The sequence below is a fragment of the Nocardiopsis camelliae genome (assembly GCF_028993595.1).
GTDB classification, from domain to species: domain Bacteria; phylum Actinomycetota; class Actinomycetes; order Streptosporangiales; family Streptosporangiaceae; genus Nocardiopsis; species Nocardiopsis dassonvillei.
Map to the genome: position 1 here is coordinate 3,258,499 of NZ_CP118614.1, position 22,513 is coordinate 3,281,011.

Sequence of the window (22,513 nt, forward strand, 5' to 3'; positions counted from 1 at the left end):
AGCGGGAGCGGGGGCGGGCCGCGGTGCCCGCCCCCCGCCCGCGCGGGTCAGCGCCTCGGGGCGGCCTCCCCGCGCCCGGCCTCGTCCAGGGCGCGCGCCGCCACGTGCGGGTGGTTCAGGTCGAACGCGGGACGCTCGGAGCGGATCCGCGGCAGCGACGTGAAGTTGTGCCGCGGCGGCGGGCAGGACGTGGCCCACTCCAGCGAGCAGCCGTAGCCCCACGGGTCGTCCATCCCCACCTGGGGGGCGTTGCGCGCGGTCACGAAGACGTTCCAGAAGAAGATCAGCGTCGAGGCCGCCAGCACGAACGAGGACACCGAGGAGATCTGGTTCAGCTCGGTGAAGCCGTCACCGGGCAGGTAGTCGGCGTAGCGGCGCGGGAAACCCGCCGCGCCCAGCCAGTGCTGCACCAGGAACGTGCCGTGGAAGCCCAGGAACAGCAGCCAGAAGTGGAACTTGCCCAGACCCTCGTTGAGCATCGTCCCGGTGAACTTGGGCCACCAGAAGTAGAAGCCCGCGAACATCGCGAACACCACGGTGCCGAACACCACGTAGTGGAAGTGGGCCACCACGAAGTAGGAGTCGGTGACGTGGAAGTCGATCGGCGGGGAGGCCAGCAGCACACCGGTCAGACCGCCGAACAGGAAGGTCACCAGGAACCCGATCGAGAACAGCATCGGCGTCTCGAAGCTGATCTGGCCCCGCCACATCGTGCCGATCCAGTTGAAGAACTTCACCCCGGTCGGCACCGCGATGAGGAAGCTCATGAACGAGAAGAACGGCAGCAGCACCGCACCCGTCGGGAACATGTGGTGCGCCCACACCGTCACCGACAGCCCGGTGATGGCGATGGTCGCCGCCACCAGCCCCTTGTAGCCGAAGATCGGCTTGCGGCTGAACACCGGCAGGATCTCGGTCACGATGCCGAAGAACGGCAGCGCGATGATGTACACCTCGGGGTGGCCGAAGAACCAGAACAGGTGCTGCCACAGGATGGCGCCGCCGTGCTCGGCGTTGAACACCTGCGTGCCGACCATGCGGTCCGCGCCCAGCGCGATCAGGGCCGCCGTCAGCACGGGGAACGCGATGAGCACCAGCACGCTGGTCAGGATGATGTTCCAGGTGAAGATCGGCATGCGGAACATCGTCATACCGGGCGCGCGCATGCACAGGGCAGTGGTGATGAAGTTGACCGCGCCCAGGATGGTGCCCAGACCCGACACCACCAGCCCCATGATCCACAGGTCGCCACCCACCCCCGGTGAGTGGACCGCCGAGGACAGGGGTGTGTAGGCGAACCAGCCGAAGCTGGCCGCGCCGCCCGGCGTGAGGAACCCGGCCGAGACGATCAGCCCGCCGAACAGGAACAGGTAGTAGCCGAAGAGGTTCATCCTCGGGAACGCCACGTCGGGCGCGCCGATCTGCAACGGCATGATCACGTTGCCGAAACCCACGAACAGCGGGGTCGCGAAGAGCAGCAGCATGATCGTGCCGTGCATGGTGAACATCTGGTTGTACTCTTCGTTGGACATGATCTGCATGCCCGGAAAGAACAGTTCGGCGCGGATGAGCACCGCCAGGATTCCGCCGAAGACGAAGAAGGCGAAGGCGGTGATGATGTACATGTACCCGATGACCTTGTGGTCGGTCGAGGTCAGCCAGCTCACGATGATCGACCCTTTGCGGGTCTTCACGGAGGACTCCTCTGCCTCGGTCTTGGCTGGTGCCACTGCTCGTGCCTCCGTGCGGAAGATGGGTACGGGCGAATAGGAAAAAAAGAGGCTTTTCCTTTTTGGGAGTGATCCGGGAAGGGAATGTACCGGGCCCCGGAAACGCAACCTAGCCCATCGGGTCCACCGGAGCCGGTGACCGCCACCAGCGTTTTCTCTAACGGGTGGAGAATGTCCTCTTTGTTGACGGAAGGGGTCGCGGGGAGGTCCCCTCGCCAGCGCCCTCCCGGCTGTCGGCCGCGGTCCTGCGGGCGCCGCCCCGGGCGCGGCGGGCGCCCGCCCACGGCTCCGCGGGCGCACCGTCCCGGCGCGGGCCGCCGCCGCGCGGACCCCGGCCGGGACCTCCTCCCGGCCGGGGAACCGCCGCCGCGCGGGCCCGGGGCCTACGAGAGCCGCGCGTCGGTGTACACGTCGCCCGACTCCATGCCCCGGTAGCCGAAGATGTCGGTGACCGTCACGAAGTGGTAGCCCCGCCGGTGCAGCCCTTCCAGCACGTCCGGGATCGCCTCCACGGAGGTCTCGTGGATGTCGTGGAAGAGCACCACGCTCCCCGGCACGGTGTTGCCCAGCGCCGCCGCGCTGACCTCATCGGTGTCACGGCTCTTCCAGTCCAGCGTGTCCACGTCCCACAGGACCAGGGGCTGTTCCACCGTCTTGCGCACCGTCCCGTTCAGCGACCCGTAGGGCGGCCGGATGGTCGGCGGCTCCACCCCGGTCACCTCGCGCACGGCCGCGTTGGTGCGTTCGATGTCCTTGCGGATCTCGTCGGCCGACATCTGGGCCAGGTCGTCGTGCTTCCAGGTGTGGTTGCCCAGCTCGTGGCCCTCCTCGGCCATGCGCTCCACCGGTGCGGGGAACTCGTCCACGAGCGAGCCCAGCACGTAGAACGTGGCGTGGGCGTCGTACTCGGCCAGGCCGTCCAGCAACCGGTCGGTGTGCTCGCCCGGCCCGTCGTCGAAGGTCAGCGCCACGCACTTGAGGCGGTCGCAGTCCAGGGTGTGTCCCTGGGCGCTCAGGCCCCCCTCGTCCTGCGAGAGGTCGTCGCCCAGGCCGTCCCCGTCCAGGGCCGCCTCCCGGGCCAGGTAGCCCAGTTCGGACAGCAGCCCCTCGACGTCGGCGGCCTCCACCGGGACCAGCACCTCGCCGACCCGGCCCGCACTGGGCACCGCGTCGGGGTCCATGCGCACGGCCAGGCCGCCCGCCGTGCTGAAGGCCAGGTCGCCCAGGGGCGAGCCCGCCCAGCGCTCGGCGGCCTCCCGGGCCTGGTCGGGCTCGGACAGGTCGAGCGGTTCGGAGCCCCCGTCCGCCTCCCCGCCGCCGGGTTCCCCGTCGGCCTCCCCGTTGGAGCCCCCGGCCGCCCCACCGTTGGTCGTCCCGCCCCGCCCCTCGGCGGACGCGCCGCCCTCCGGCGCCGACCGCTCGCCCGAGGCGACCTCGCCGACCAGCCCGGGCAGCTGGCGCTCGGGCAGGTTGTACCCCTCCTCCAGGACCTCGGCCAGGGCCAGGTGGGCCTGCTCGATCGCCTCCTCGTCCCGGAACAGCGAGGTCCAGGGCAGCACCTCCCCGCTGTCGGCGTCGTACCACAGGGTGTCGGCCTCGAAGGTCTCGTCCCCGCCCGCGGAGGCGGTCGCGGTCAGCCGCGCGCCCACCACCTCCGGTGAGGCGGCGAGGATGGCCGTGTCCTGGTGCAGCTCGGGGGAGCCCCCCTCCGGCAGGTCCTCCAGGAAGGCGGTCTGGCGCGCGGCCATGGCGGTGCGCGCCTCCACCGTCAACGGGTGGCCGCCGCCCAGCCGCGGGTAGCGGTAGCTCACCGCGCTGTCGTCGGTGGTCACCGACACGGTGCTCGCCTCCATCCCCGCCAGGTCGTCGGGCGAGGAGCGGACCGGCTCGGCGTAGGGCAGCTCCTGTTCCACGGCGTGGCAGCCGGGGACCAGGAGCAGACCCACGGCCGCGCTGACGGAGAGTTTGCGTCGTAGTGAGGTGACAGCCACGAGGGGGACCATATCCGAGCCGCTCACCTCAGCGTGAATCGCCTCGCAGGCGTGCGCGTACTCAGCGTGTCCGGCGTGCGGTCACGCTCCGTTCACCCGAGCCACCTCAGGCGGACCGCATGCCGCCTCCGGGAAGGCCCGTGGGCAGGGTCGCGCCGCCGTGTCCCCGGTGGGCCCGGGCTCCGGCTCCGCGCCCCGGGTCCGGGGCTTTGCGGCCACCTGCCCGCACTGTCCGAAACCCGGTGCGGGCGCGGGTTAGCCGGTCCCCGACGGGTCCGCGTTCCGGCCATACTGATCATGAAGGGGCGTACACGGTGTTCCCCCGCGAACCCGGATGCCGGTGACACGCCCTCCCCCGTCGGAGCGCCCGCTCCGTCCACCCTGAAAGGCACCCATGAGTTACGGTCCCGGAACCGGCGGCTACGTTCCCCCGAACGGGGGGAGCGGTGGCCACCAGCCCCCTCCCGGAGGAGGCGGAGGCTATCCGCCGCCCGGCGGCGGCCTCCCCCCGCCCCCCGGAGGCTGGTACGGCGGCCCCGGCTTCCAGCCGCCGCCCCCGCCCGCGAGCCAGGGCTCGGCCATCGGCGCGCTCATCGCCAACATCTTCGGCCTGTGCCTGTGCTGGATGCTGTCGATCGTCGGCCTCATCCTGGCCATCGTCGCGCTGACCATGACCGCCACCAACCCCCAGTCGGCCAGGACCTGCACCATCATCTCCTGGGTGCTCTTCGGAGTCGGGACCGCGCTGTACGCCGTCCTGTTCTTCTTCTACGGGGCTGCGGGGCTCATGAGCGTCTTCGCGGCCGACCCGTCCTACTGAGACGGGCGGGAGCGCCCACCACCAGCGCCCGCCGCCGCGCGGCGGCGGGCGCCCGGCGGGGGTGGGGGTCAGTCCTCCCCCGGCTCCTGTCGGGGCCCGGCCGCGTCGGCGGCCACGGCCGCCACGATCCGCCGGACCTGCGCCAGGACCGCGGCGTTCTCCCCCGGGGAGGCCACCTTGGGCAGGTGCACGTGCCCGGCCGCGATCCGCCGCCCCGCCCGGTCCCGCAGCAGCGTGTTGCGGTAGGCGATCTCGTTGGACAGGTAGTCCCCGCCGCCCCCGCGGCGCGCCGCCGACCCCTCCGTGGGGCCGCCCGGGCGCACCACCACCCCGCGCCCGTCCGGCGCTGCCTCGGCCACCTCGGTGTTGACCACCACCGGGTAGGGGTCCTCCCTCACCGCCGCCAGGATCCGCTCGTGGGGCAGCGAGGAGAGCGTCCACTCCGGGGCGCCGGGGCCGGGCACCGGCGCCCGGCCGGTGCGCGACACCCGCAGGTTGTCCTCGCCCCCGCCGCGCCAGACGCCGTTCCACACCTCCAGGTCGAAGCGGCCCGCACGCCCGCGGCTGAGCGTGACCACCGCGTCCGCGCGCCGGTGCTGCTCGGCCAGCGCCTCCTCCACCAGCCCGGCGTCGAAGTCCGCCCAGCGCACCGGGAACACCGCGGTGCGCACCACGGCCGTGCGCCCGCCCACGGGGAAGGTCCACCCGTTCAGGTCCAGCGCCGCCGCGCCGGAGGGGTTGGAACACGCCGGGTCCTCGTCCAGGCGGAAGGGGTCGAAGCCGGTCACGACCACCCGCACCCACCGGTCGCCCGGCGGGAAGTCGAGGTCGGCGATGCCGCGCGAACCCGTCTCCAGCAGGTGCAGCAGGTCGGCGCGCTCGGCGTCGGAGACGGCGAAGCCCGGCCGCCAGGAGCGCAGCCGGGCCGAGAGCACCAGCCGCGCCCAGTACAGGGGGCGGTCGTCGGCGCCGTCGCGGGCGGCCTCGGTCCACAGCCGGGAGGCGTGCGAGGCGACCGCCTCCCGCGCCTGGGCGAGGTCGGTGCTCGCCCGCAGGTCGGCGCTGAACAGGGGCTCGGCCGCGCCGAAGCCGGAGCGGGTCAGGACCAGGCGGGGCTCGGCGAGACCAGCGCGGTCCTCTTCGGGAGTGGTGTGGTGGTGCACGGGGGTCGCTGTCCGTCTCAGGGGCGTCGGGAGGGCCGCCGGGGGAGGGGCCAGCCGAGTCTAACGCCGCCCGGGACCGCCCCGGGGACGGGGCGTGCGGCGCGTCCGGCCGACGAGACACGGGGGCTGGACCGGCGGGGTCGGACTTGGCAGGGTGTGAGGTGACCGCCCGTTCCTCTCAACGGAGAGAGCAGCACATGCCGACTTCCGCCCTCCCCACCACCGCCTCCCTCGCCGACCGCGCGCGGGCCGCCCTGGACCGGTGCCGCGTCCCCGCGCCCCGGGAACCGGCCGGGGCCGGCGGTGCGGCCAGGTCGCCCATCACCGGCCAGGACCTCTTCGCGCTGGGCCACGAGTCCGCCGCCGACGTCGGGCAGGCCGTCACCGAGGCCCGGGAGGCCTTCGCCGCCTGGCGCGACACCCCCGCACCGGTGCGCGGGCAGCTCGTCCACAGGCTCGGTGAGCTGCTGCGCGAGCACAAGGCCGACCTGGCCGAGCTGGTGACCGTCGAGGCGGGCAAGATCCGCTCCGAGGCGCTGGGCGAGGTCCAGGAGATGATCGATATCTGCGACCTGGCCGTGGGCATGTCCCGGCAGCTGTACGGGCGCACCATGCCCTCCGAGCGGCCCGGCCATCGGCTCATGGAGACCTGGCACCCGCTGGGCGTGGTCGGCGTGATCACCGCCTTCAACTTCCCGGTGGCGGTGTGGTCGTGGAACACGTGCGTGGCCCTGGTGTGCGGCGACACCGTGGTCTGGAAGCCCTCGGAGCTGACCCCGCTCACCGCGCTGGCCTGCCACGGCCTGCTCATGCGCGCGGCCCAGGAGGTCGGCGCGCCCGCCGAGGGCCTGCACCGGGTCGTGCTGGGCGGCCGCGAGATCGGCCGGGCCCTGGCCGACGACCCCCGGGTGGCCCTGCTCTCGGCCACCGGCTCGACCGCCATGGGCCGTGAGGTGGCGCCCCGGGTGGCCGCCCGCATGGGCCGCTACCTGCTGGAACTGGGCGGCAACAACGCGGCCGTGGTCGCCCCCTCCGCCGACCTGGACCTGGTGGTGCGCGGCAGCGTCTTCTCCGCCGCGGGCACCGCGGGCCAGCGCTGCACGACGCTGCGCCGCCTCATCGTGCACGAGGACGTGGCCGAGGAGGTCACCCGGCGGATCGTGGACGCCTACAAGCAGCTGCGCGACCGCGTCGGCGACCCCTTCGCGGAGTCGACGCTGGTGGGTCCGCTGGTGGGCGAGCGCGGGTACGCCGCGATGCGCTCGGCGCTGGAGCGCGCCGAGGCCGAGGGCGGCCGGGTGCTGGTCGGCGGAGGCCGCGTCCTTGAGGAGGAGGCCGCCGACGCCTACTACGTCGAGCCCGCGGTGGTGCGCATGCCCGGCCAGACCGCCGTCGTGCGCGAGGAGACCTTCGCGCCGATCCTGTACGTGATGCCCTACCGCACGCTGGAGGAGGCGGTGGAGCTGCACAACGGCGTGCCCCAGGGGCTGTCGTCGTCGATCTTCACCCAGGACCAGTCCGAGGCCGAGCGGTTCCTGTCCGCGGCCGGTTCCGACTGCGGCATCGTCAACGTCAACATCGGCACCTCCGGCGCGGAGATCGGCGGCGCCTTCGGCGGCGAGAAGGACACCGGCGGCGGCCGCGAGTCGGGTTCGGACTCCTGGAAGGCCTACATGCGCCGGGCGACCAACACCGTCAACTACGGCGGCGAGCTGCCGCTGGCCCAGGGCGTGAGCTTCCTCTGAGGGCCCCGGTGCCCGCGTCCGGCCGGACGCGGGCACCGGCCACCGAGACACACCAAAAAAGTTGCGCGCGATCATGTTGCGCGCAATTGAATTCTGTTACGGTGGTGCCCACCGAACGGTTCCGCACGGGCAGGAGGGAACACCGTGGCCGACGAGCAAGGGGAGAACCCCCTCGCCCTGGACAACCAGCTGTGCTTCTCCCTCTACGCGGCCTCCCGGGCCATGACCGGGCTCTACCGGGAACTGCTGGGCGACCTGGAACTGACCTATCCCCAGTACCTGGTCATGCTCGTGCTCTGGGAGCGCGGAACGCTCACCGTCAAGGAACTCAGCCGGGCCCTGCACCTGGACTCGGGCACGCTCTCGCCGCTGCTGCGCCGCCTGGAGTGCGCCGGGCTCCTGAGCCGCGAACGCGGTTCCGCCGACGAGCGCGTCGTCGAGGTCTCGACCACCCCGAAGGGCGACGCGCTGCGCGCACGCGCCGAGGAGGTCCCCGAACGCGTCATGTGCTCGGCCGGGCTGCCCCGGGAGCGGGCCCGGGAGCTGCAGGAGGCGCTCGGGCTGCTCACGCGTTCGGTGGAGACCGCCTCCCGCAGGCGCAGCCCGTGCTGAACGGGGCCGCAGGCCCCCATCCGTACCACCACACCGAACACGGACCACGAAGGAAAGAGGCAACCATGGCCTACGACGTGATGTACACCGCCAACGCCACCGTCACCGGAGAGGGCCGCAAGGGCAACGGCCGCACCGACGACGGCCGCTTGGAGGTCGACCTGTCCGTGCCCAAGGGCATGGGCGGCGACGACGGCCCCGGCACCAACCCCGAGCAGCTCTTCGCGGTCGGCTACGGCGCCTGCTTCCACGGCGCCCTCAAGGCCGTCGCCCGCAAGGAGAAGGTCGACGTCGACGGCTCCACCATCGACGCCCAGGTCAGCCTGGGCAAGGCCGACGACGGCATGACCCTGGCCGTGGCGCTCACCGTCACCATCCCGGGCGTGGACCAGGCCAAGGCCGAGGAGCTGGTCGAGGGCGCGCACCAGATGTGCCCCTACTCCCGCGCCACCCGCGGCAACATCGAGGTGACCCTGACGGCCAAGACCGCCTAGGTTCTGTTTTTTGAACCGGTCTCAGCTTGTGGGGGTTGGTTCGGGCGCCCACGGGGTTCTGGAGGTGGCGGAGGCGGGTTCGTGAGGAACGAGCGAACCCGCCGGAGACACCGAAGGTTCCCGTTCTCCGGGCGCCCGAGCACGGACCGAAGCGGAGCGGAGGTCCAAAAAAACACCGCCTAGCGACACCTGCGCGGAGCCCCCCGGGAACCATCCCGGGGGGCTCCGCCGCGTCCGGGCCCGAGGACGCCGGGACCAGGGGGGAGGGCGCGCACCGCGCCCTGCCCCTTCGCGCCCGCGCGTCCCGGTCTCCGGGACCGGCCCGCGCACACGCACGAGGGGCCGGGAGGGGCAGATCCCCCTCCCGGCCCCTCACGGCCTCACGGCCCCGCTCAGGCGGCCGTGTCCAGCAGCAGCAGGCGGTCCAGGATGTCCTGGAGGGTCACCAGGCCGATCACCTCGCCGTCCGACTCCACCAGGGACAGGTGGCTGCGGCTCTCGCGCATGATGCCCATCGCCGCGTACATCGGCGTCTCCGAGGCCAGGGTGAGCACCGGCCGCATCAGGTCGGCCGCGGTGGTACCCTCCGGGCTCGTCAGCGCCTCGCGCACGTGCAGCACGCCCACGGGCTCGGCGCCGTCCATCACCACCAGGCGCAGGTGCGTGGACTCCCGCGACACCTGCTTGATGTCGTCCACCGTCGAGTTCGGGGACACCGACGCGATCTCCTCGCGCGGCGTCACGATCTCGTTCAGCGGGCGGGAGTTGACCTCCAGCGCCGTGGCCAGCTGGGCGCGGCGCTCGGGGTCGAGCGCACCGGCCTTGGCCGAGTGCTCCACCAGCTCGCGCACGTCGTCGGGACCGTGACCGGAGGACATCTCGTCCACCGCCTCCACGCCCAGCCGGTGCAGGCACCAGTTGGCCATGCCGTTGAGCATGAGCAGCAGCGGGCGGGTGAACCACATGAACGCCCGCATCGGCACGGCCAGCATGATCGCCGACTTCTCCGGGTGCGAGATCGCCCAGGACTTGGGCGCCATCTCACCCACCACCAGGTGCAGGAAGGTCACCACGATCAGCGACAGCACGAAGGAGAGCACGTAGCCCACCGTGTCGGGCAGGCCGCCGAACAGCGGCTCCAGCATGTGGTGGAAGGCGGGCTTGGAGATCGCGCCCAGCGCCAGGGCGCACAGGGTGATCCCCAGCTGCGAACCGGCCAGCAGCAGCGACAGGTCGCGGGCGCTCCTGACCGCGGCCCGTGCCGAGGCACTGGACTCGGCGGCCTCCTCCAGCCGGTAGCGGCGCGCCGCCACCAGGGCGAACTCGATCGCCACGAAGAAGGCGCTCAGCGCGATGATCACCGCGGTCAGCGCGAGCGCCACCCACACGTTCATGTCACTCATGCCGACGCCTCCTGCGACTCGTTGCCCTGGACCTCGTGCAGGCGCAGCTCCACGGTGTGCGGAACGTGCCTCTGCACCGCGCTGACGATCATGGTCAGCCCCATGTCGGGGTCCTCGTCGTGCGCGCTGGGCGGCCTGGGCAGGGCGATGGAGACGGTGTCACCGGCCTCGGGGAGCCGGTGCAGCTCGTGCACCACCAGACCGCCCAGGGTCTCGTAGTCCCCCTCGGGCAGGTCGTGGCCGAGCAGCCGCTCGACCTCGTCGATGTGCAGCGCGCCCGGGACCAGGTAGGAGCCCTCGCCCTCCAGGTAGGAGGGAGACTCCTCCACGGGGCTGTGCTCGTCGGCGATCTCGCCGACCAGCTCCTCGGCCAGGTCCTCGGTCGTGATGACCCCGGCCAGGCCGCCGTACTCGTCCACCACGCAGGCGAACTCCTCGCCCGCCTCGCGCAGTTGGCTCAGCGCGGAGGGCAGCGGCAGCGACGCGGGAAGCATCACGGTGCGCCGTGCCACCTCGCTGACCTTGGTGTTGGCCAGGTCCCGGTCGCCCAGCGCGAGCACGTCGCGCAGGCAGATGACGCCGACGATGTCGTCCACGCCGTCACCCAGCACCGGGAAGCGCGAGTGGTCGGAGGCCATCAGCTCCACGACCCGGCTGACCGGGTCGCCCTCCTCCACGGTGGCCACCTCCGGACGCGGGATCATCGCGTGCCCGGCGGTGCGCTCATGGAAGTCCAGGGTGCGGTCCAGCAGGGTGGACAGCTCCGGCGGCAGGTCGCCGCTGGCCTTGGACTCAGCGATGATGCTCTCCAGGTCGCGCGCGGTCGCCGCGTGCTGGACGTCCTCGACCGGTTCGATCCGCACCGCCTTGAGCAGCAGGATCGCCGCCTGGTCGAACAGCCAGATGACGGGTCCGAAGATCTTCAGGTAGATCCCCGTGGACAGCGCCAGCCAGCGCGCCACCGGCTCGGGCCGGGCGATGGCCAGGTTCTTGGGGAAGAGCTCTCCGAAGACCATCTGCACGACGGTGGAGAACAGCAGGGCCAGGACGGTGCCGATGGCCACGCCCGTCCCCGTGGGGATTCCGGCGAGGCCGAGAAGCTCGCCGACGCCCTCGCCGATCATGGGCTCGGCCACGTAACCCACCAGCAGGGCGGTCACGGTGATGCCCAGCTGGGCACCGGAGAGCATGAAGGACGTCCGGTTGGTGATGCCCAGGGCCCTCTGGGCCCCGGCGTCCCCGGCCGCCGCCTTCGCCCGCAGTCGCGAGCGGTCCACGGCCATGTAACCGAACTCCTGGGCGACGAAGTAACCCGTCGCCACGGTGATCAGGAAGACCACCACGATCCCGAAGGCGATACTGAGGATGGTGCTCATCATCGGGCACGCACCGCCTGGTTCCGCTTCGGGTTCGGACTCCTACGAGGGTGCGCACCCTTCGTAGAAGGGGGCTCGTCGTCTGTGTCGCAGCGTCCACTCAGGACGCTGCCGGTACTTCGGGACGGGTCCACTGTTCCTCTCTCTGCGCCTGTTGCGCTTTGTGGTGATATGTGACTACCAGGGATAAAGACGATCGGCCTGGGGCGATTGTTCCCCGGCGGTCGGTGTCTCCGGGGCGGTCAGCTCCCGGCGGGGGCGTCGGCCTCCCCGCCCAGTCCGGCCCACTCCCGGCGGCGGGCCTCGGCGAGCGCGATCGCGGTGGCCACGGCCACGTTGAGCGATCCCACCCGTCCGATCTGGGGAACGTAGGTGACGGCGTCCGCGCCCGCCAGCAGGGCGGGGGAGCAGCCGTGGTCCTCGGCGCCCACGGCCAGGCACACGTCCGGCTCCAGGGGAGCCGCGTGCAACGGCAGCGCGCCGGAGGCCAGCTCGACCGCGACCACCCGGTACCCGTCCGCGCGCGCGGCGGCCAGGGCGTCCGCGGTGGAGGCCATCCGGGTGTGCTCGACCTTGGCGGCGGTGCCCAGGGCGGTCTTGCCGACCTTGGGATCGTCGGGGTCGGCGCTGTTGCCGGTCAACCAGAGCTGGTCGACGCCGAAGGTCGCAGCCGTGCGCAGGATCGAGCCCAGGTTGTAGGGCTGGGTGACCGATTCGACGAGAAGGGCGAGTCGCCCCTCGGTGCGCCTGCGCCACTGGCGGTTCAGGCGTTTGACGTCCGTGGGACGCAACTGCGTGCTCAACTGCGGTGTTTTCCTCGGCGGGTGTTCCCGGGCTGGTCCCGGAGGCCATCTGTTCGCCACAGAGTACAGGTCACCGTGCGTGGGCGCACGCATGACCTGTGACACACCACGGCAAAAGCCGCGTCAAGCCACGGAACGGCGCACCGCGAGCACCCGGAAACCCGCCCGGGAGGACACCCGTTCGGTCGGCAGGCCCTGCCCGTCCAACCACTTCTGCAACGAGTCCGAGCCCAGGTGGCGCTGGACCACGAGGTGGGCGACGCCCTCGGGGGTGAGCCGCCCCAGCCACGTGCGCAGCATGGAGTGCAGCACGTCCTTGCCGACCCGGATGGGCGGGTTGGACCACACCGCGTCGAAGGGGCCCAGCAGGTCCCGGGCGGCCACCTCCTCCCGCGCCGGCGCGTCCTCCCCGGACGCGCCCCGCTCCACCGACAGCCCGCCCTCGGGCCCCACCACCGCGAACCGGGCGTTGTCCAGCCCGTGCTCGGCGGCGTTGCGCCGCGCCAGCCCCACCGCACGCGCGTTGACGTCCACGCCCAGCACCCGCGCCCCCGGCGCGCGCGAGGCCATCGTCAGGGCGATGGGCCCGTAGCCGCAGCCCAGGTCGAGCAGGCGCCCGCCCCCGGGCGGCGCGGGGACCGACTCCAGCAGCACCCGTGTGCCGAGGTCGACCTTGTCGGGGGAGAACACGCCCCGGTCGGTGCGCAGCCGCAGGTGCAGGTCCGGCAGGACCAGGTCGGCGGTGGAGGGGCGGCTGGCGGCGCCCGGATCGGAGTCGAAGTAGTGCTGAGCCACGCCGTGACGCTACCAGGGGCGGCCCCGACCACGGCACACGGCAAAAACCTCCCAGCCCCGCGCCAACAAAGGCCCAACCCCGGCGCCGAGGGGCGCCGGGGTGCCGAAGATGGAGGTATCCGACGTTTGCGGGGGAACCCATGCGAGCACACGTAGGAGACCAGCTGGTGGTCGAGAGCCCGCGCGCCGACGCCCACCGCAGGACGGGCGTCGTCACCGGCGTCGGGGGGTCCGACGGGGAGCCCCCCTACCGGGTCCACTGGACCGGCGCCGAACAGGGCCACGACGACCTGGTCTACCCGGGTCCGGACGCGCACATCGAACACCCGCCCGGCCGCACGGGCGCCAACGCAGAGGGGGCCGATGCCATGCAGACGACCAAGCGCTGGAACGTCGACGTCGTCGTCGCCGAGGAGAACGAGGGCGACAGTGCGCGCACCTGGGCCGAGGTCGGCCTGGTCGCCGACGACGGGACGGCGCTGCGGGGACACGGGATGGCCCGCAAGCACCCCACGGACCTGGACGTTCCCGAGATCGGTGAGGAGCTCGCGGTATCGCGCGCCCTGTCCGACCTCTCACGCCAGCTCCGCCAGGTCGCGGCGGAGGACATCACCGACAACACCGGAACGCCCTGGCGCCCCACCTGAACCGGTGGCGGCCCCGCGGCCGACCGCGGGGGACGGGAGCGGGCGCGGGCCCGGACCGGCGAGGGCCGGTCCGGGCCCGCCGCGCTGCGCCGGGTCGGCCCGCGCCACCGCGCGGACACCGTACGGACCGATACCGGCCACCTTCGGCATGACGGGACTGCTCCCGGTGGTCACCGGGATCGGGCACACTCGGAAGTCGGACACGACCGCCGCCCCGGCGGCGCAGCCGAGCCCCGGCCCCCGAAGCGCCGGAACCTCGCGTCGTGTCCGGTCAGGCCGCGACGGGGGAGGGTGCGCCAGCCGGGCACACGAGGTCCGCCGTCACGTCCCGAGGTACCGCTGTGCTTTACCGGAGGCGTCCGGGGAAGGGAGCGTTGCCGCCCGGCGCGAGCCGGGAGTACTCACGCAAGGGAGACCCCGTTGACCACCTCCTCCTCCGGCCCCCAGGCCAGACCCGCCCGCGTCCTGGGCACCGTCGACGCCGTCGCCATCGGCGCGGGCGCGATGCTCGGCGCCGGGGTGTTCACCGTCTTCGCCCCTGCCGCGCTCGGCGCGGGCGCCTGGCTGCCCGTGGCCATCCTCATCGCGGGGATCGTCGCCTACTGCAACGCCGTCTCCTCCGCCAGGCTCGCCGCCCGCCACCCCGAGTCCGGCGGCGCCTACGTCTACGGCCGCGAGCGCCTGGGCGAGCTGTGGGGCTACCTGGCGGGCTGGTCCTTCGTGGTCGGCAAGACCGCCTCCTGCGCGGCCATGGCGCTGACCTTCGGCGCCTACCTCCTCCCCGGCTGGGAGAAGGCCCTGGCGGCGGCCACCGTGGTCGCGCTCACCGCGCTCAACTACCGCGGGATCCAGCGCTCCACGATGGTGATCAAGATCCTGCTGGCCGCGGTCCTGGCGGTCCTGGCCGCCGTGTGCGTGGCTATGCTCCTCAGCGGTCGCCTGGCCGCCGTCGCCCAGGTGGAGGGACTGGGGCCCTGGCCCGGTTCCTTCGGCGTGCTCGGCGCCGCCGGGATGATCTTCTTCGCCTTCGCCGGGTACGCCAGGGTGGCCACCCTGGGCGGCGAGGTGCGCGACCCCCGGACCACGATCCCCCGCGCCGTCAACATCGCCCTGGCCGGTGTACTGGTGCTCTACCTGGTCATCGGTACCGGGCTGCTGATCGTGCTGGGCCGCGAGCGCCTGTCCACCACCGACACCCCGATGGTCGACGCCGTCCGGGTGGCCGGGTTCGACTGGCTGGCCCCCGTGGTGGTCGCGGGCGCGGCCGTGGCCAGCCTGGGCGCCCTGCTCTCCCTCATCCTCGGGGTCTCGCGCACCACCGCCGCGATGGCCGCCGACGGGCACCTGCCCCGCTCCCTGGCCTCGGTCCACGAGCGCCACGGGGTGCCCCACCGCGCCGAGCTGCTGGTCGGCGCCGTCGTCATCGCCCTGGTCCTGGTCACCGACCTGCGCGGCGCGATCGCCTTCTCCGCCTTCGGCGTGCTGGTGTACTACGCCATCACCAACGCCTCGGCGCTGCGCCTGGGCCCCGACGAGCCCCGCCCGCCGCTGCTGGTGCCGCTGACCGGGCTGGGCGGCTGCGTCGTGCTGGCGTGCAGCCTGCCGCTGCCCACGGTCATCACCGGGATGGCGGTCCTGGGAGCGGGAGCCGGGCTGTGGTGGCTGCGCGAGCGCTTCGACCTGCGCTTCTAGACGGTTTCGCGTTCGCGCAGGTACGCCTCCAGCTCGGCGGCCCCGGCCAGCATCGCCCGCCCGCGCGCGGACAGCCGGGCCCTCCAGTCGCGCAGCGCGCCCTCCAACGGCGCCAGCCCGCCTGCCGAGCGCACCTGGGCGATCAGCGGGGAAATCTGTTCCAGAAGGTAACCGCCCCGCCTGAGCTGGTGGACCAGCAGGGCGTCGCGTACGTCAGCCCCGCCGTAGACGCGGTACCCCGTCCGCGGGTCGCGGCGCGGGCGCACCAGCCCGGCGCGCTCCCAGGCGCGCAGCGTCGCGGGCCGCACGCCGAGCCTGTCCGCCAGCGGCCCGATGAACGTGGCGCCGGGCTCCGCCGCCCCGGCCGCCCCGGGCTCCTCGTCCGGTCGTGGGGGCGCGGCCGCCCCGGCCCGCCCGCCGGAGCCGGTCTGCCCGCCGGATCCGGTCCGTCCACCGGACGCGGCCGGGTCGGCGGACCGGGGCCGCACGTCTCCCTCTAGACCGCGCAGGGCCTCCTCCACGGCCCGCAGGGTCCGCCGGTCCTCCAGGAGCTGGGCGTGGCCCTCGTCGATCAGGCGCAGCGCCTCCTCGGTCCGGCGCCCGTTCACCGCCCGCATGATCGAAGCCGCCCCCTGGTGGCCGTGGCCGGACACCAGGGCCGTGAACGCGCTCAGGGCCCGGGCGTGCAGCGGGGTGTAGGTGCGGTAGCCGTGGCGCGTGCGGTCGGCCGCCGGGAGGATCCCGTCATCCTCGTAGTTCCTGACCGCCTGTGTCGACAGACCGTGCCCGCGCGCCAGGTCGATCGGCCTGAGCCGATCACCGCTTTGAAGGTTCTTAGCCATATCCCCGCCGCTGTACCGAAAAAGTCTCAACCGTTACTTCAACGATACCGTTGAGGGTATGGACACTGTCACCAGGGACACCGCACACACCTTCGAGGCAGCCGCCGTCATGGGACTGCTCCCGAACCGGCCGCGACTGCTCGCCCTGGGCGAGCCCACCCACGGCGAGGACTCGCTGCTGGACCTGCGCAACGACCTCTTCCGCCAGCTCGTCGAACGGGAGGGCTACCGGACGATCGCCGTCGAGAGCGACTGCCTGGCGGGCCTGGCCGTGGACGAGTACGTCACCTCGGGCACGGGCACCCTCGACCGGGCCGTGGAGCACGGGTTCAGCTTTGCTTTGGCGAGTAACCCCGGGGCTTCAGCCCCGGGAGGAATCACTGCGTAGACCACACCGATCCGTTGGTGATAGGGGTCACATCGGACTGCTTTGGCTGCGGTCTGTCGCTGGCCGAATGCACGATGGTGGGCGTGTCGAGGATCGTGGTGCAGCTCAAGCTCACACCGTCGCCCGAGCAGGCGGCGGTGTTGGCCTCGACCCTGCGCGCGCTCAACACCCACGCCACCTGGGTCGCCAAGGTGGCCCACGAACGCGGCGTGATACGCAACTACGAACTGCGCGAACACACCTACCAGCAGTTGCGTGAGGCCGGGGTGGGTTCGCAGGCGGCCCAACACACCATCAAGAAGGTGTGCGACGCCTACCGCGCCCGCCGGTCCAACCTGAACAACGGCAACTACGGACCGAAGGGATCGGCGCGCCGGGAGCGGATCGAGTCCATGCCGATCGCCTTCCGCCCGGGCTCGGCGCATCCCTACGATGCGCGCAACCTGTCCTTCGCCGTGGATGCGCGCACGATCTCGCTGTGGACCTTCCAGGGCCGGTTGAAGGACGTGCCGTTCACCGGCTCTGTCGACCAGATCAAGGCGCTGGCCGAGCACAAACGGGGCGAGGCCGACCTGCTCTGCCGGGACGGGGTCTGGTTCCTCGCGTTGACCGTCGAGGTGCCTGATGCCCCCGAGATCGACCCCGCCTCCTTCCTCGGAGTGGACCTGGGCATCGCCAACATCGCCACCACCAGCGACGGCCGGATCATGGCCGGGCGCCAGATCAACCGGTACCGCCGCCGACAGATCAGGCTGCGACAGAAGTTGCAGGCCAAGGGCACCCGGTCCGCCAAGCGCCTGCTCAACAAGCGCCGTCGTAAAGAAGCGCGGCATGCGAAGGACACCAACCACCGCATCTCCAAACGCATCGTGGCCGAGGCCGAACGCACCGGGCGCGGCATCTCCCTGGAAGACCTGACGGGGATCCGCATCCGGGTACGGCAACGCAGGCCCCAACGGGTCACGCTGCACTCCTGGTCCTTCCACCAACTGGGCGCCTTCATCGCCTACAAGGCCAAACGAGCCGGTGTCCCGCTGGTGTTCGTGAATCCGGCGTACTCCTCCCGGGAGTGCGCCGAGTGCTCCTACACCCACAAGGCCAACCGGGTCTCGCAGGCCTTGTTCGTCTGCCGGTCGTGCGGCGTCGTTGCGCACGCCGATCGGAATGCTTCCCGTGTGCTGGCCCGCCGGGGCCAGGACGTGTGGAACGCGGGGCGGCAGTCACACGTCCCACCCGCGAACGCATAGTTCGCGGGTCAGACGCGGTGGGTGTTCCTGGCAGCCAGTCAGGCGTTCAACCGCACGCTCGGTCCCTTCAGGACCGAGAAGCTGACTCACGGGTTCGGCGCGTCGGCGGCCAACCGCGAACTCGTGCGCTGGATGCGCGCCCACAACGAGGGCAGGCCCGCCGCCGAACAGGTGCGCTTCGCCGGTTTCGACGGCCCGCTGGAGATGACCGGCGCCCAGAGCCCCCGGCGGGCCCTGACCGCCCTCCACGACTACCTCGCGCGCTGGGTGGAGGCGGACCAGCTCCCGTGCGACGCGCGGACGCTGGACCGCCTGACGGGCGAGGACGCACGGTGGACCAACCCCGACGCGATGCTGGACCCGGCCGAGTCCGTGGGGCGCTCGGACCAGGCCCGGGAGCTGCGCATGCTCGCCGACGACCTGGCGGCGCTGCTCGACGCGCACACGCCGCGCCTGGTCTCGGCGACCTCGCGCGAGGACTGGGACCGGGCGCGCCTGTACGCGCGCACCGCCACCGGCCTGCTGCGTTACCACTTCTGGATGGCAGACACCTCCTCGCGGCGCATGACGCGGCTGGAGGACGTGGGGATGACGGTCGACACCTCGCCGAGCCGGATGACGCGGCTGCTGGGCCTGCGCGACCAGATGATGGCCGACAACCTCTTCGCCCTCGCAGAGCGGGGCCCGGTGCTGGTCCACGCCCACAACGCCCACCTCCAGCGCGGCGAGAGCACGATGCGCATGGGCGGGCCGCCGCTGTACTGGTGGGGTGCCGGGGCGATCGTGGGCGCCCGACTGGGGCCCGAGTACGCCTTCCTGGCCACGGCCCTGGGCACCATCCGGCACCGGGGCGTGGACACCCCGCCCCCGGACACCGTCGAGGGCCTCCTGTACGGCCTGGGGGAGGAGCGCTGCGTGGTCGACGCGCCCCGGCTGGCCGCGGACCCGGGCAACGCGCGCCTCACGCCCCGCGTGTCCGCCTGGTTCGGCTACGCCCCGCTCGACCCGTCCCGCCTGGCCGACAGCGACGGGATCGTGTTCGTCAGGGACCTGCCGCGGAGCTGACGGCCCGTCCCGGGCGCCACCGGTGCGACGCACCGGAGCCGGCGCCGGGCCGCGGGCTCATGACGTGCCGGAAAGGCCCAGGTAGGCCAGGCCGCGCCGGGCCGTGGTGGACAGCCGCAGCCCGGCGATCTCACGGGGGGCGAACCAGCGCGCGTCGGCGGTCGATCCGTTCTCCTCCAGCACCCGGGCCGGGCCCGGGGTGGAGACCAGGACGCGGAAGAACGCCCACACCGCGTAGATGTCGTGGCCGCCGGAGCCCTCACGGCGGTGGCTGGACACGGTGACCAGCTCCCCGACCAGGCCGTTCTGGCCGGTCTCCTCGACCACCTCGCGGCGCAGCGCCGCCCGCACGTCCTCGCCCGCGTCCACGCCGCCGCCCGGCAGGTGCCAGGTCCCGGCGCCGGGGAACCCCTCGGCGATCAGGCTCAGCAGCACGTTCCCGCGGGGGTCGGTGACGATCCCGTAGGAGGCGAACCGGCGCAGCGGCGTCAGCCCGTTGCCGGGCGCGGACTCCTCCCCGGCGAGTTCGGCGGGGGAGGGCCGCAGACCCGCGTTCGCGGCCGAGGGCCAGGAGGCCTCCGACCCGGCCTCGGCGAACACCACCCGGTCGATGTGCAGCGGGGCGCCGCCGGGCGCGGACGCCAGCTCGGTGAGTACGTCCAGCGCGCGCAGGGGAGCGTCCGGGGCCAGGCCGCCCAGGCCGCGGACCACGTCCGCGGGGTCCTGGCCGAAGAGCACGCGCGCCCCGAGCACCGCGGGCTCACCGGCGGCGACCAGGTGCGCGGTGACGCGCCGCCCCGGAACGGCCGGGGAGGCGGCGGTCACAGCGAGCCGGCGGCGGGGGCCGCGCTGGGCAGGCCCACCAGACGCAGCAGTTCGTCCAGGTTGGCGATGGTGGTCACCGACTCGAAGCGCTGGTGGCCCCGGCGGTCGATCATGATCGGGCGCATGCTCGCGGCGGCGGCGCCCACGCCGTCGGCCTGGATCTGGTCCCCCACGTGCCAGCACGCGGTGGGGTCCACGCCCAGGCGCTGGGCGGCGGTGTGGAAGATGCGCGGGTCCGGCTTGCCCGTTCCGACCGTGTCGGTGCACACCACGGCGTGGAAGTAGGGGGCCAGCTCCATGGACTGGAGCTTGGCGTGCTGGAGGGACTCGATGCCGTTGGTCACCACGGCCAGGCGGTATCCGGCCGAGGCCAGCGCGTTCAGCGACGGGATCGCGTCGGGGAAGACCTGCCACGCCGAGCGGTGGGCCTCCAGGTAGATCCGGTACAGCTCGTCGCAGTGCTGGTCGGCGAGGTCGGAGTGGCCTGCCTGGACGGCCAGGGCCCGGATGCGCTCGCGGCGCTGCTGCTCCAGGTTCAGGCGTCCGCGCAGGTAGGAACCGAAGGAGATCTCGGTCTGCACGTCCCACAGACTGCGGGCTGCTCCGAAGTCCGGGTGGCCGAGCCGATCCATGACCGCGCGGAGCCCCGTGGACGACGCGGCGAGATCGTCGATCAGGGTGTCGTCCAGGTCAAAGCAGATCGCCGTCGGCACTGCGGGTGTGTTCGGCATCGTTCCTCATGTGATGGGCAGGACAAAACATGCCAACGCTAACCCGTGGACATAACAGGAACGGTGTAAACCCCACCTAAAGGGATGTGTCCCACGTCACCAGAGGCCGGTGGGGGAGGGGGCCCGCGGACCCCCTCCCGCTCACGGGAGCCGCTGGAACCACAGGAGTGACGTCACCGCGGTGGCCATCGCCAGGACGATCGCCACCAGCACGAAACGTGTGACGATTTCCTCGTGCACCAGCTCGGTGCCCAGGGACGAACCGATGTCCTCGTAGACCTCGTCCAGCTCCGTCTCGCTCTCCGCCTCGTAGAAGTGCCCCCCGGTGTCCGAGGCCAGACCGCGCAGCGCCTCCTTGTCGATGTCGGCGGGCACCTGGTAGCCGTCGATCTCGATCATCGCCGCCCCCGTGCCGAACGCGATCGTGGAGACCGGCACCTCCTGCTCCGCCGCCATCGCCACGGCCTGCGAGATGTCGCGGCCGCTGGTGTTCTCCCCGTCCGAGAGCAGCACGATCGCCGACGGCGGCGGGTCCACGTCCGCGTCCTCGTCGAAACTGCTGATCGACTCCAGCGAGGCGAACACCCCCTCGCCGATCGCCGTGCCCGGACCCAGCTGGAGGTTCTGGATCGACCCGATCACCGCCTGGTGGTCATGGGTGGGCGAGGAGACCACCGTCGCCGTCGAGGAGAAGGCCACCAGACCCACGTTGAACCGGTCCGGCAGCGTCTCCACGAACCCCTGGGCCGACTTCTTGGCCGCCTCCAGCCGGTTGGGGTCGATGTCGTTGGCCGCCATCGACAGCGACACGTCCACCGCCACCATGATCGTCGCCCGCTCCCGCGGCTGCTGCACCGGCATCGCCGGCAGCGCCATCGAGGCGATCAGCACCCCGATCGTCACCGTGAACAGCACCGCGGGCACGTGCCTGCGCACGTCCGGCCGGTGCGGCGCCACCTGGTCCAGCAGCGCCAGGTTGGTGAAGCGCATCGTGTACTCGCGCCGCCGGGTCTGCGCGAACACGTACGCGGCGACCAGTACGACGACGAGGAGCAGCCACCACAACCTCTGGGGCTCCAGGAAGGTCATGACTCAATCCCCCGTGCCTCGGCTCTGTCCCGCGGGTCCGCGCCCGCGCCCTCGTTCGGTCCCTCGGTGGGGCCCGCCGCGCTCACCGGGGCGTCCCCGGGGTGTGGCGGGCCAGGTGGTGCGCGGTACGCCTCTGGTGCATGACGAAGCGTGCCGTATCCAGTACCCAGTCCCGGTCCGTCCGCAGCGTCAGGTGGTGCACCCCGCACCGGCGCAGCGCGTCGCGCACCGCGCGGCGCTGCCCCTCGGCCGCCTGGCGGTAGCGCTCGCGCACCGCCCGCGTCAGCCGCACGTCGCGCACCATGCCCGTGCGCGGATCGCGCAGCGTCACGTCGCCCACCTCGGGCACGTCCAGCTCGCGCGGATCGACCACCTCCACCACCAGCACCTGGTGGCGCGCGGCCAACTGGCGCAGGGGCCGCTCCCAGGTCACCTCGCCGCCGAAGGCGGGGGTGTCCAGGAAGTCGGAGACCACCACCCGCAGGCCGCGCCTGCGGCGCACCCGCACCAGGTCGCCGATGGCGTCGGCCAGGGTGGCCCGGTGCGGCGAGGGCTCGCGCTCGTCCCCCTTCGGCGCCGCGGCCACCGTGGCCAGCAGCGCCAGCAGGGCCTCCTTGCCCGAACGCGCGGGCCAGCGCCGGATCGCGCCCCGGTGCAGGAAGTGGGCGCCGAAGCGGTCGCCCACCTTCTGGGTGAGGAGGTTGGCCGCGACCATCGCCCCGACCGCCACCTCGTGCTTGGAGCGCAGACCCGTGCCGAAGTCCATGCTCGGCGACAGGTCCAGCAGGGTCCAGCTCTCCAGTTCGCGGTCGGCGACCAGGTCGCGCACGTGCGGGGTGTCGGTGCGCGCGGTCACCGACCAGTCCATGAGCCGAACGTCGTCCTCGCCCGGCTGGTACAGGCGCGCCTCGGCCGCCTCCGAACCCGGCCCCAGGCGCAGGCCGAGGTGCTCACCGTGCAGCAGCCCCTCCAGGCGGTGCACGATGCGCAGGTCCAGACGGCGCAGCGCGGCGCGCAGCCGGGGGTCGGTACCGATGGCGGGTGCGTTCACCGGC

General features: G+C 72.5%; 21 protein-coding genes. 9 read left to right on the forward strand and 12 right to left on the reverse strand.

The window, feature by feature from the left end; genetic code table 11:
• Positions 1-47: 47 nt before the first annotated feature.
• Together ctaD and PV789_RS14190 are read right to left on the reverse strand one after the other, a co-directional pair.
• Positions 48-1,694 (reverse strand): aa3-type cytochrome oxidase subunit I, encoded by a 1,647-nt coding sequence (gene ctaD / locus PV789_RS14185; protein WP_302475395.1) that lies wholly within the window; start codon positions 1,692-1,694, stop codon positions 48-50.
• Positions 1,695-2,113: 419 nt separating this feature from the next.
• A complete protein-coding gene (locus tag PV789_RS14190) occupies positions 2,114-3,733 on the reverse strand; it encodes a polysaccharide deacetylase family protein (RefSeq protein WP_274977873.1) in 1,620 nt (539 codons plus the stop codon).
• A 382-nt stretch (positions 3,734-4,115) separates the two neighbouring features.
• On the opposite strand from PV789_RS14190, the gene PV789_RS14195 reads away from it, so the two are divergent.
• Positions 4,116-4,541 (forward strand): DUF4190 domain-containing protein, encoded by a 426-nt coding sequence (locus PV789_RS14195; RefSeq protein WP_274977874.1) that lies wholly within the window; start codon positions 4,116-4,118, stop codon positions 4,539-4,541.
• Positions 4,542-4,609: 68 nt separating this feature from the next.
• Here the strand turns inward: PV789_RS14195 and PV789_RS14200 are convergent, their stop codons facing one another.
• Entirely contained in the window at positions 4,610-5,704 is a 1,095-nt protein-coding gene (locus PV789_RS14200; protein WP_274977875.1) for a PA0049 C-terminal domain-containing protein, read from the reverse strand.
• A 197-nt stretch (positions 5,705-5,901) separates the two neighbouring features.
• Here PV789_RS14200 and amaB point away from each other — a divergent pair, with 197 nt between their 5' ends.
• From amaB to PV789_RS14215, 3 genes are all read left to right on the forward strand, one after another.
• Complete coding sequence (gene amaB, locus PV789_RS14205) at positions 5,902-7,449, forward strand: L-piperidine-6-carboxylate dehydrogenase (RefSeq protein WP_274977876.1); 1,548 nt, start codon at positions 5,902-5,904, stop codon at positions 7,447-7,449.
• A gap of 144 nt (positions 7,450-7,593) precedes the next feature.
• Positions 7,594-8,061: a MarR family winged helix-turn-helix transcriptional regulator gene (locus tag PV789_RS14210; protein ID WP_274977877.1), complete on the forward strand. Its 468-nt coding sequence runs from the start codon at positions 7,594-7,596 to the stop codon at positions 8,059-8,061.
• A 65-nt stretch (positions 8,062-8,126) separates the two neighbouring features.
• A complete protein-coding gene (locus PV789_RS14215) occupies positions 8,127-8,555 on the forward strand; it encodes an organic hydroperoxide resistance protein (RefSeq protein ID WP_017567433.1) in 429 nt (142 codons plus the stop codon).
• A 392-nt stretch (positions 8,556-8,947) separates the two neighbouring features.
• On the opposite strand, the gene PV789_RS14220 is transcribed toward PV789_RS14215, so the two are convergent.
• From PV789_RS14220 to PV789_RS14235, 4 genes are all read right to left on the reverse strand, one after another.
• Entirely contained in the window at positions 8,948-9,958 is a 1,011-nt protein-coding gene (locus PV789_RS14220) for a hemolysin family protein (RefSeq protein ID WP_274977878.1), read from the reverse strand.
• Entirely contained in the window at positions 9,955-11,337 is a 1,383-nt protein-coding gene (locus PV789_RS14225) for a hemolysin family protein (protein ID WP_274977879.1), read from the reverse strand. The genes PV789_RS14220 and PV789_RS14225 overlap by 4 nt, the downstream gene beginning before the upstream one ends.
• A 239-nt stretch (positions 11,338-11,576) precedes the next feature.
• On the reverse strand, positions 11,577-12,137 hold the full coding sequence (locus PV789_RS14230; protein WP_248770342.1) for a TrmH family RNA methyltransferase: 561 nt from the start codon (positions 12,135-12,137) through the stop codon (positions 11,577-11,579).
• A gap of 123 nt (positions 12,138-12,260) precedes the next feature.
• A complete protein-coding gene (locus PV789_RS14235; protein WP_274977880.1) occupies positions 12,261-12,932 on the reverse strand; it encodes a class I SAM-dependent methyltransferase in 672 nt (223 codons plus the stop codon).
• Between the two features lie 140 nt (positions 12,933-13,072).
• Here PV789_RS14235 and PV789_RS14240 point away from each other — a divergent pair, with 140 nt between their 5' ends.
• A complete protein-coding gene (locus tag PV789_RS14240) occupies positions 13,073-13,579 on the forward strand; it encodes a dsRBD fold-containing protein (protein WP_274977881.1) in 507 nt (168 codons plus the stop codon).
• Positions 13,580-13,999: 420 nt separating this feature from the next.
• On the forward strand, positions 14,000-15,271 hold the full coding sequence (locus tag PV789_RS14245; RefSeq protein WP_274977882.1) for an APC family permease: 1,272 nt from the start codon (positions 14,000-14,002) through the stop codon (positions 15,269-15,271).
• On the opposite strand, the gene PV789_RS14250 is transcribed toward PV789_RS14245, so the two are convergent.
• Positions 15,268-16,113, reverse strand: a complete 846-nt coding sequence (locus PV789_RS14250) for a TioE family transcriptional regulator (RefSeq protein WP_274977883.1) — start codon at positions 16,111-16,113, stop codon at positions 15,268-15,270. The genes PV789_RS14245 and PV789_RS14250 overlap by 4 nt on opposite strands.
• Before the next feature lie 58 nt (positions 16,114-16,171).
• On the opposite strand from PV789_RS14250, the gene PV789_RS14255 reads away from it, so the two are divergent.
• The 3 genes from PV789_RS14255 (at position 16,172) to PV789_RS14265 (ending at position 18,813) form a co-directional block, all read left to right on the forward strand.
• A complete protein-coding gene (locus tag PV789_RS14255; protein ID WP_368045828.1) occupies positions 16,172-16,501 on the forward strand; it encodes an erythromycin esterase family protein in 330 nt (109 codons plus the stop codon).
• A 74-nt stretch (positions 16,502-16,575) separates the two neighbouring features.
• Positions 16,576-17,748, forward strand: a complete 1,173-nt coding sequence (locus tag PV789_RS14260) for an RNA-guided endonuclease InsQ/TnpB family protein (RefSeq protein ID WP_274977884.1) — start codon at positions 16,576-16,578, stop codon at positions 17,746-17,748.
• A 27-nt stretch (positions 17,749-17,775) separates the two neighbouring features.
• Entirely contained in the window at positions 17,776-18,813 is a 1,038-nt protein-coding gene (locus tag PV789_RS14265) for an erythromycin esterase family protein (RefSeq protein ID WP_274978140.1), read from the forward strand.
• A gap of 57 nt (positions 18,814-18,870) precedes the next feature.
• Here the strand turns inward: PV789_RS14265 and PV789_RS14270 are convergent, their stop codons facing one another.
• The 4 genes from PV789_RS14270 to PV789_RS14285 all read right to left on the reverse strand — a co-directional run bounded on the left by PV789_RS14270 (position 18,871) and on the right by PV789_RS14285 (position 22,509).
• Positions 18,871-19,638, reverse strand: coding sequence for an NUDIX hydrolase (locus PV789_RS14270; RefSeq protein ID WP_274977885.1), 768 nt, complete (start codon positions 19,636-19,638; stop codon positions 18,871-18,873).
• On the reverse strand, positions 19,635-20,369 hold the full coding sequence (locus PV789_RS14275) for an HAD family hydrolase (RefSeq protein WP_274977886.1): 735 nt from the start codon (positions 20,367-20,369) through the stop codon (positions 19,635-19,637). The genes PV789_RS14270 and PV789_RS14275 overlap by 4 nt, the downstream gene beginning before the upstream one ends.
• A 141-nt stretch (positions 20,370-20,510) precedes the next feature.
• Complete coding sequence (locus PV789_RS14280; protein ID WP_274977887.1) at positions 20,511-21,458, reverse strand: VWA domain-containing protein; 948 nt, start codon at positions 21,456-21,458, stop codon at positions 20,511-20,513.
• An 82-nt stretch (positions 21,459-21,540) separates the two neighbouring features.
• Entirely contained in the window at positions 21,541-22,509 is a 969-nt protein-coding gene (locus tag PV789_RS14285) for a DUF58 domain-containing protein (protein WP_274977888.1), read from the reverse strand.
• Between the last annotated feature and the right edge of the window lie 4 nt (positions 22,510-22,513).

Coding starts and splice junctions, on each gene's coding strand:
- PV789_RS14225 (WP_274977879.1), bottom strand. CDS start 11,337: ATGATGAGCACCATCCTCAGTATCGCCTTCGGGATCGTGGTGGTCTTC.
- PV789_RS14190 (WP_274977873.1), bottom strand. CDS start 3,733: ATGGTCCCCCTCGTGGCTGTCACCTCACTACGACGCAAACTCTCCGTC.
- PV789_RS14275 (WP_274977886.1), bottom strand. CDS start 20,369: ATGCCGAACACACCCGCAGTGCCGACGGCGATCTGCTTTGACCTGGAC.
- PV789_RS14220 (WP_274977878.1), bottom strand. CDS start 9,958: ATGAGTGACATGAACGTGTGGGTGGCGCTCGCGCTGACCGCGGTGATC.
- PV789_RS14195 (WP_274977874.1), top strand. CDS start 4,116: ATGAGTTACGGTCCCGGAACCGGCGGCTACGTTCCCCCGAACGGGGGG.
- PV789_RS14215 (WP_017567433.1), top strand. CDS start 8,127: ATGGCCTACGACGTGATGTACACCGCCAACGCCACCGTCACCGGAGAG.
- PV789_RS14280 (WP_274977887.1), bottom strand. CDS start 21,458: ATGACCTTCCTGGAGCCCCAGAGGTTGTGGTGGCTGCTCCTCGTCGTC.
- PV789_RS14250 (WP_274977883.1), bottom strand. CDS start 16,113: ATGGCTAAGAACCTTCAAAGCGGTGATCGGCTCAGGCCGATCGACCTG.
- PV789_RS14255 (WP_368045828.1), top strand. CDS start 16,172: ATGGACACTGTCACCAGGGACACCGCACACACCTTCGAGGCAGCCGCC.
- PV789_RS14240 (WP_274977881.1), top strand. CDS start 13,073: ATGCGAGCACACGTAGGAGACCAGCTGGTGGTCGAGAGCCCGCGCGCC.
- amaB (WP_274977876.1), top strand. CDS start 5,902: ATGCCGACTTCCGCCCTCCCCACCACCGCCTCCCTCGCCGACCGCGCG.
- PV789_RS14260 (WP_274977884.1), top strand. CDS start 16,576: ATGGTGGGCGTGTCGAGGATCGTGGTGCAGCTCAAGCTCACACCGTCG.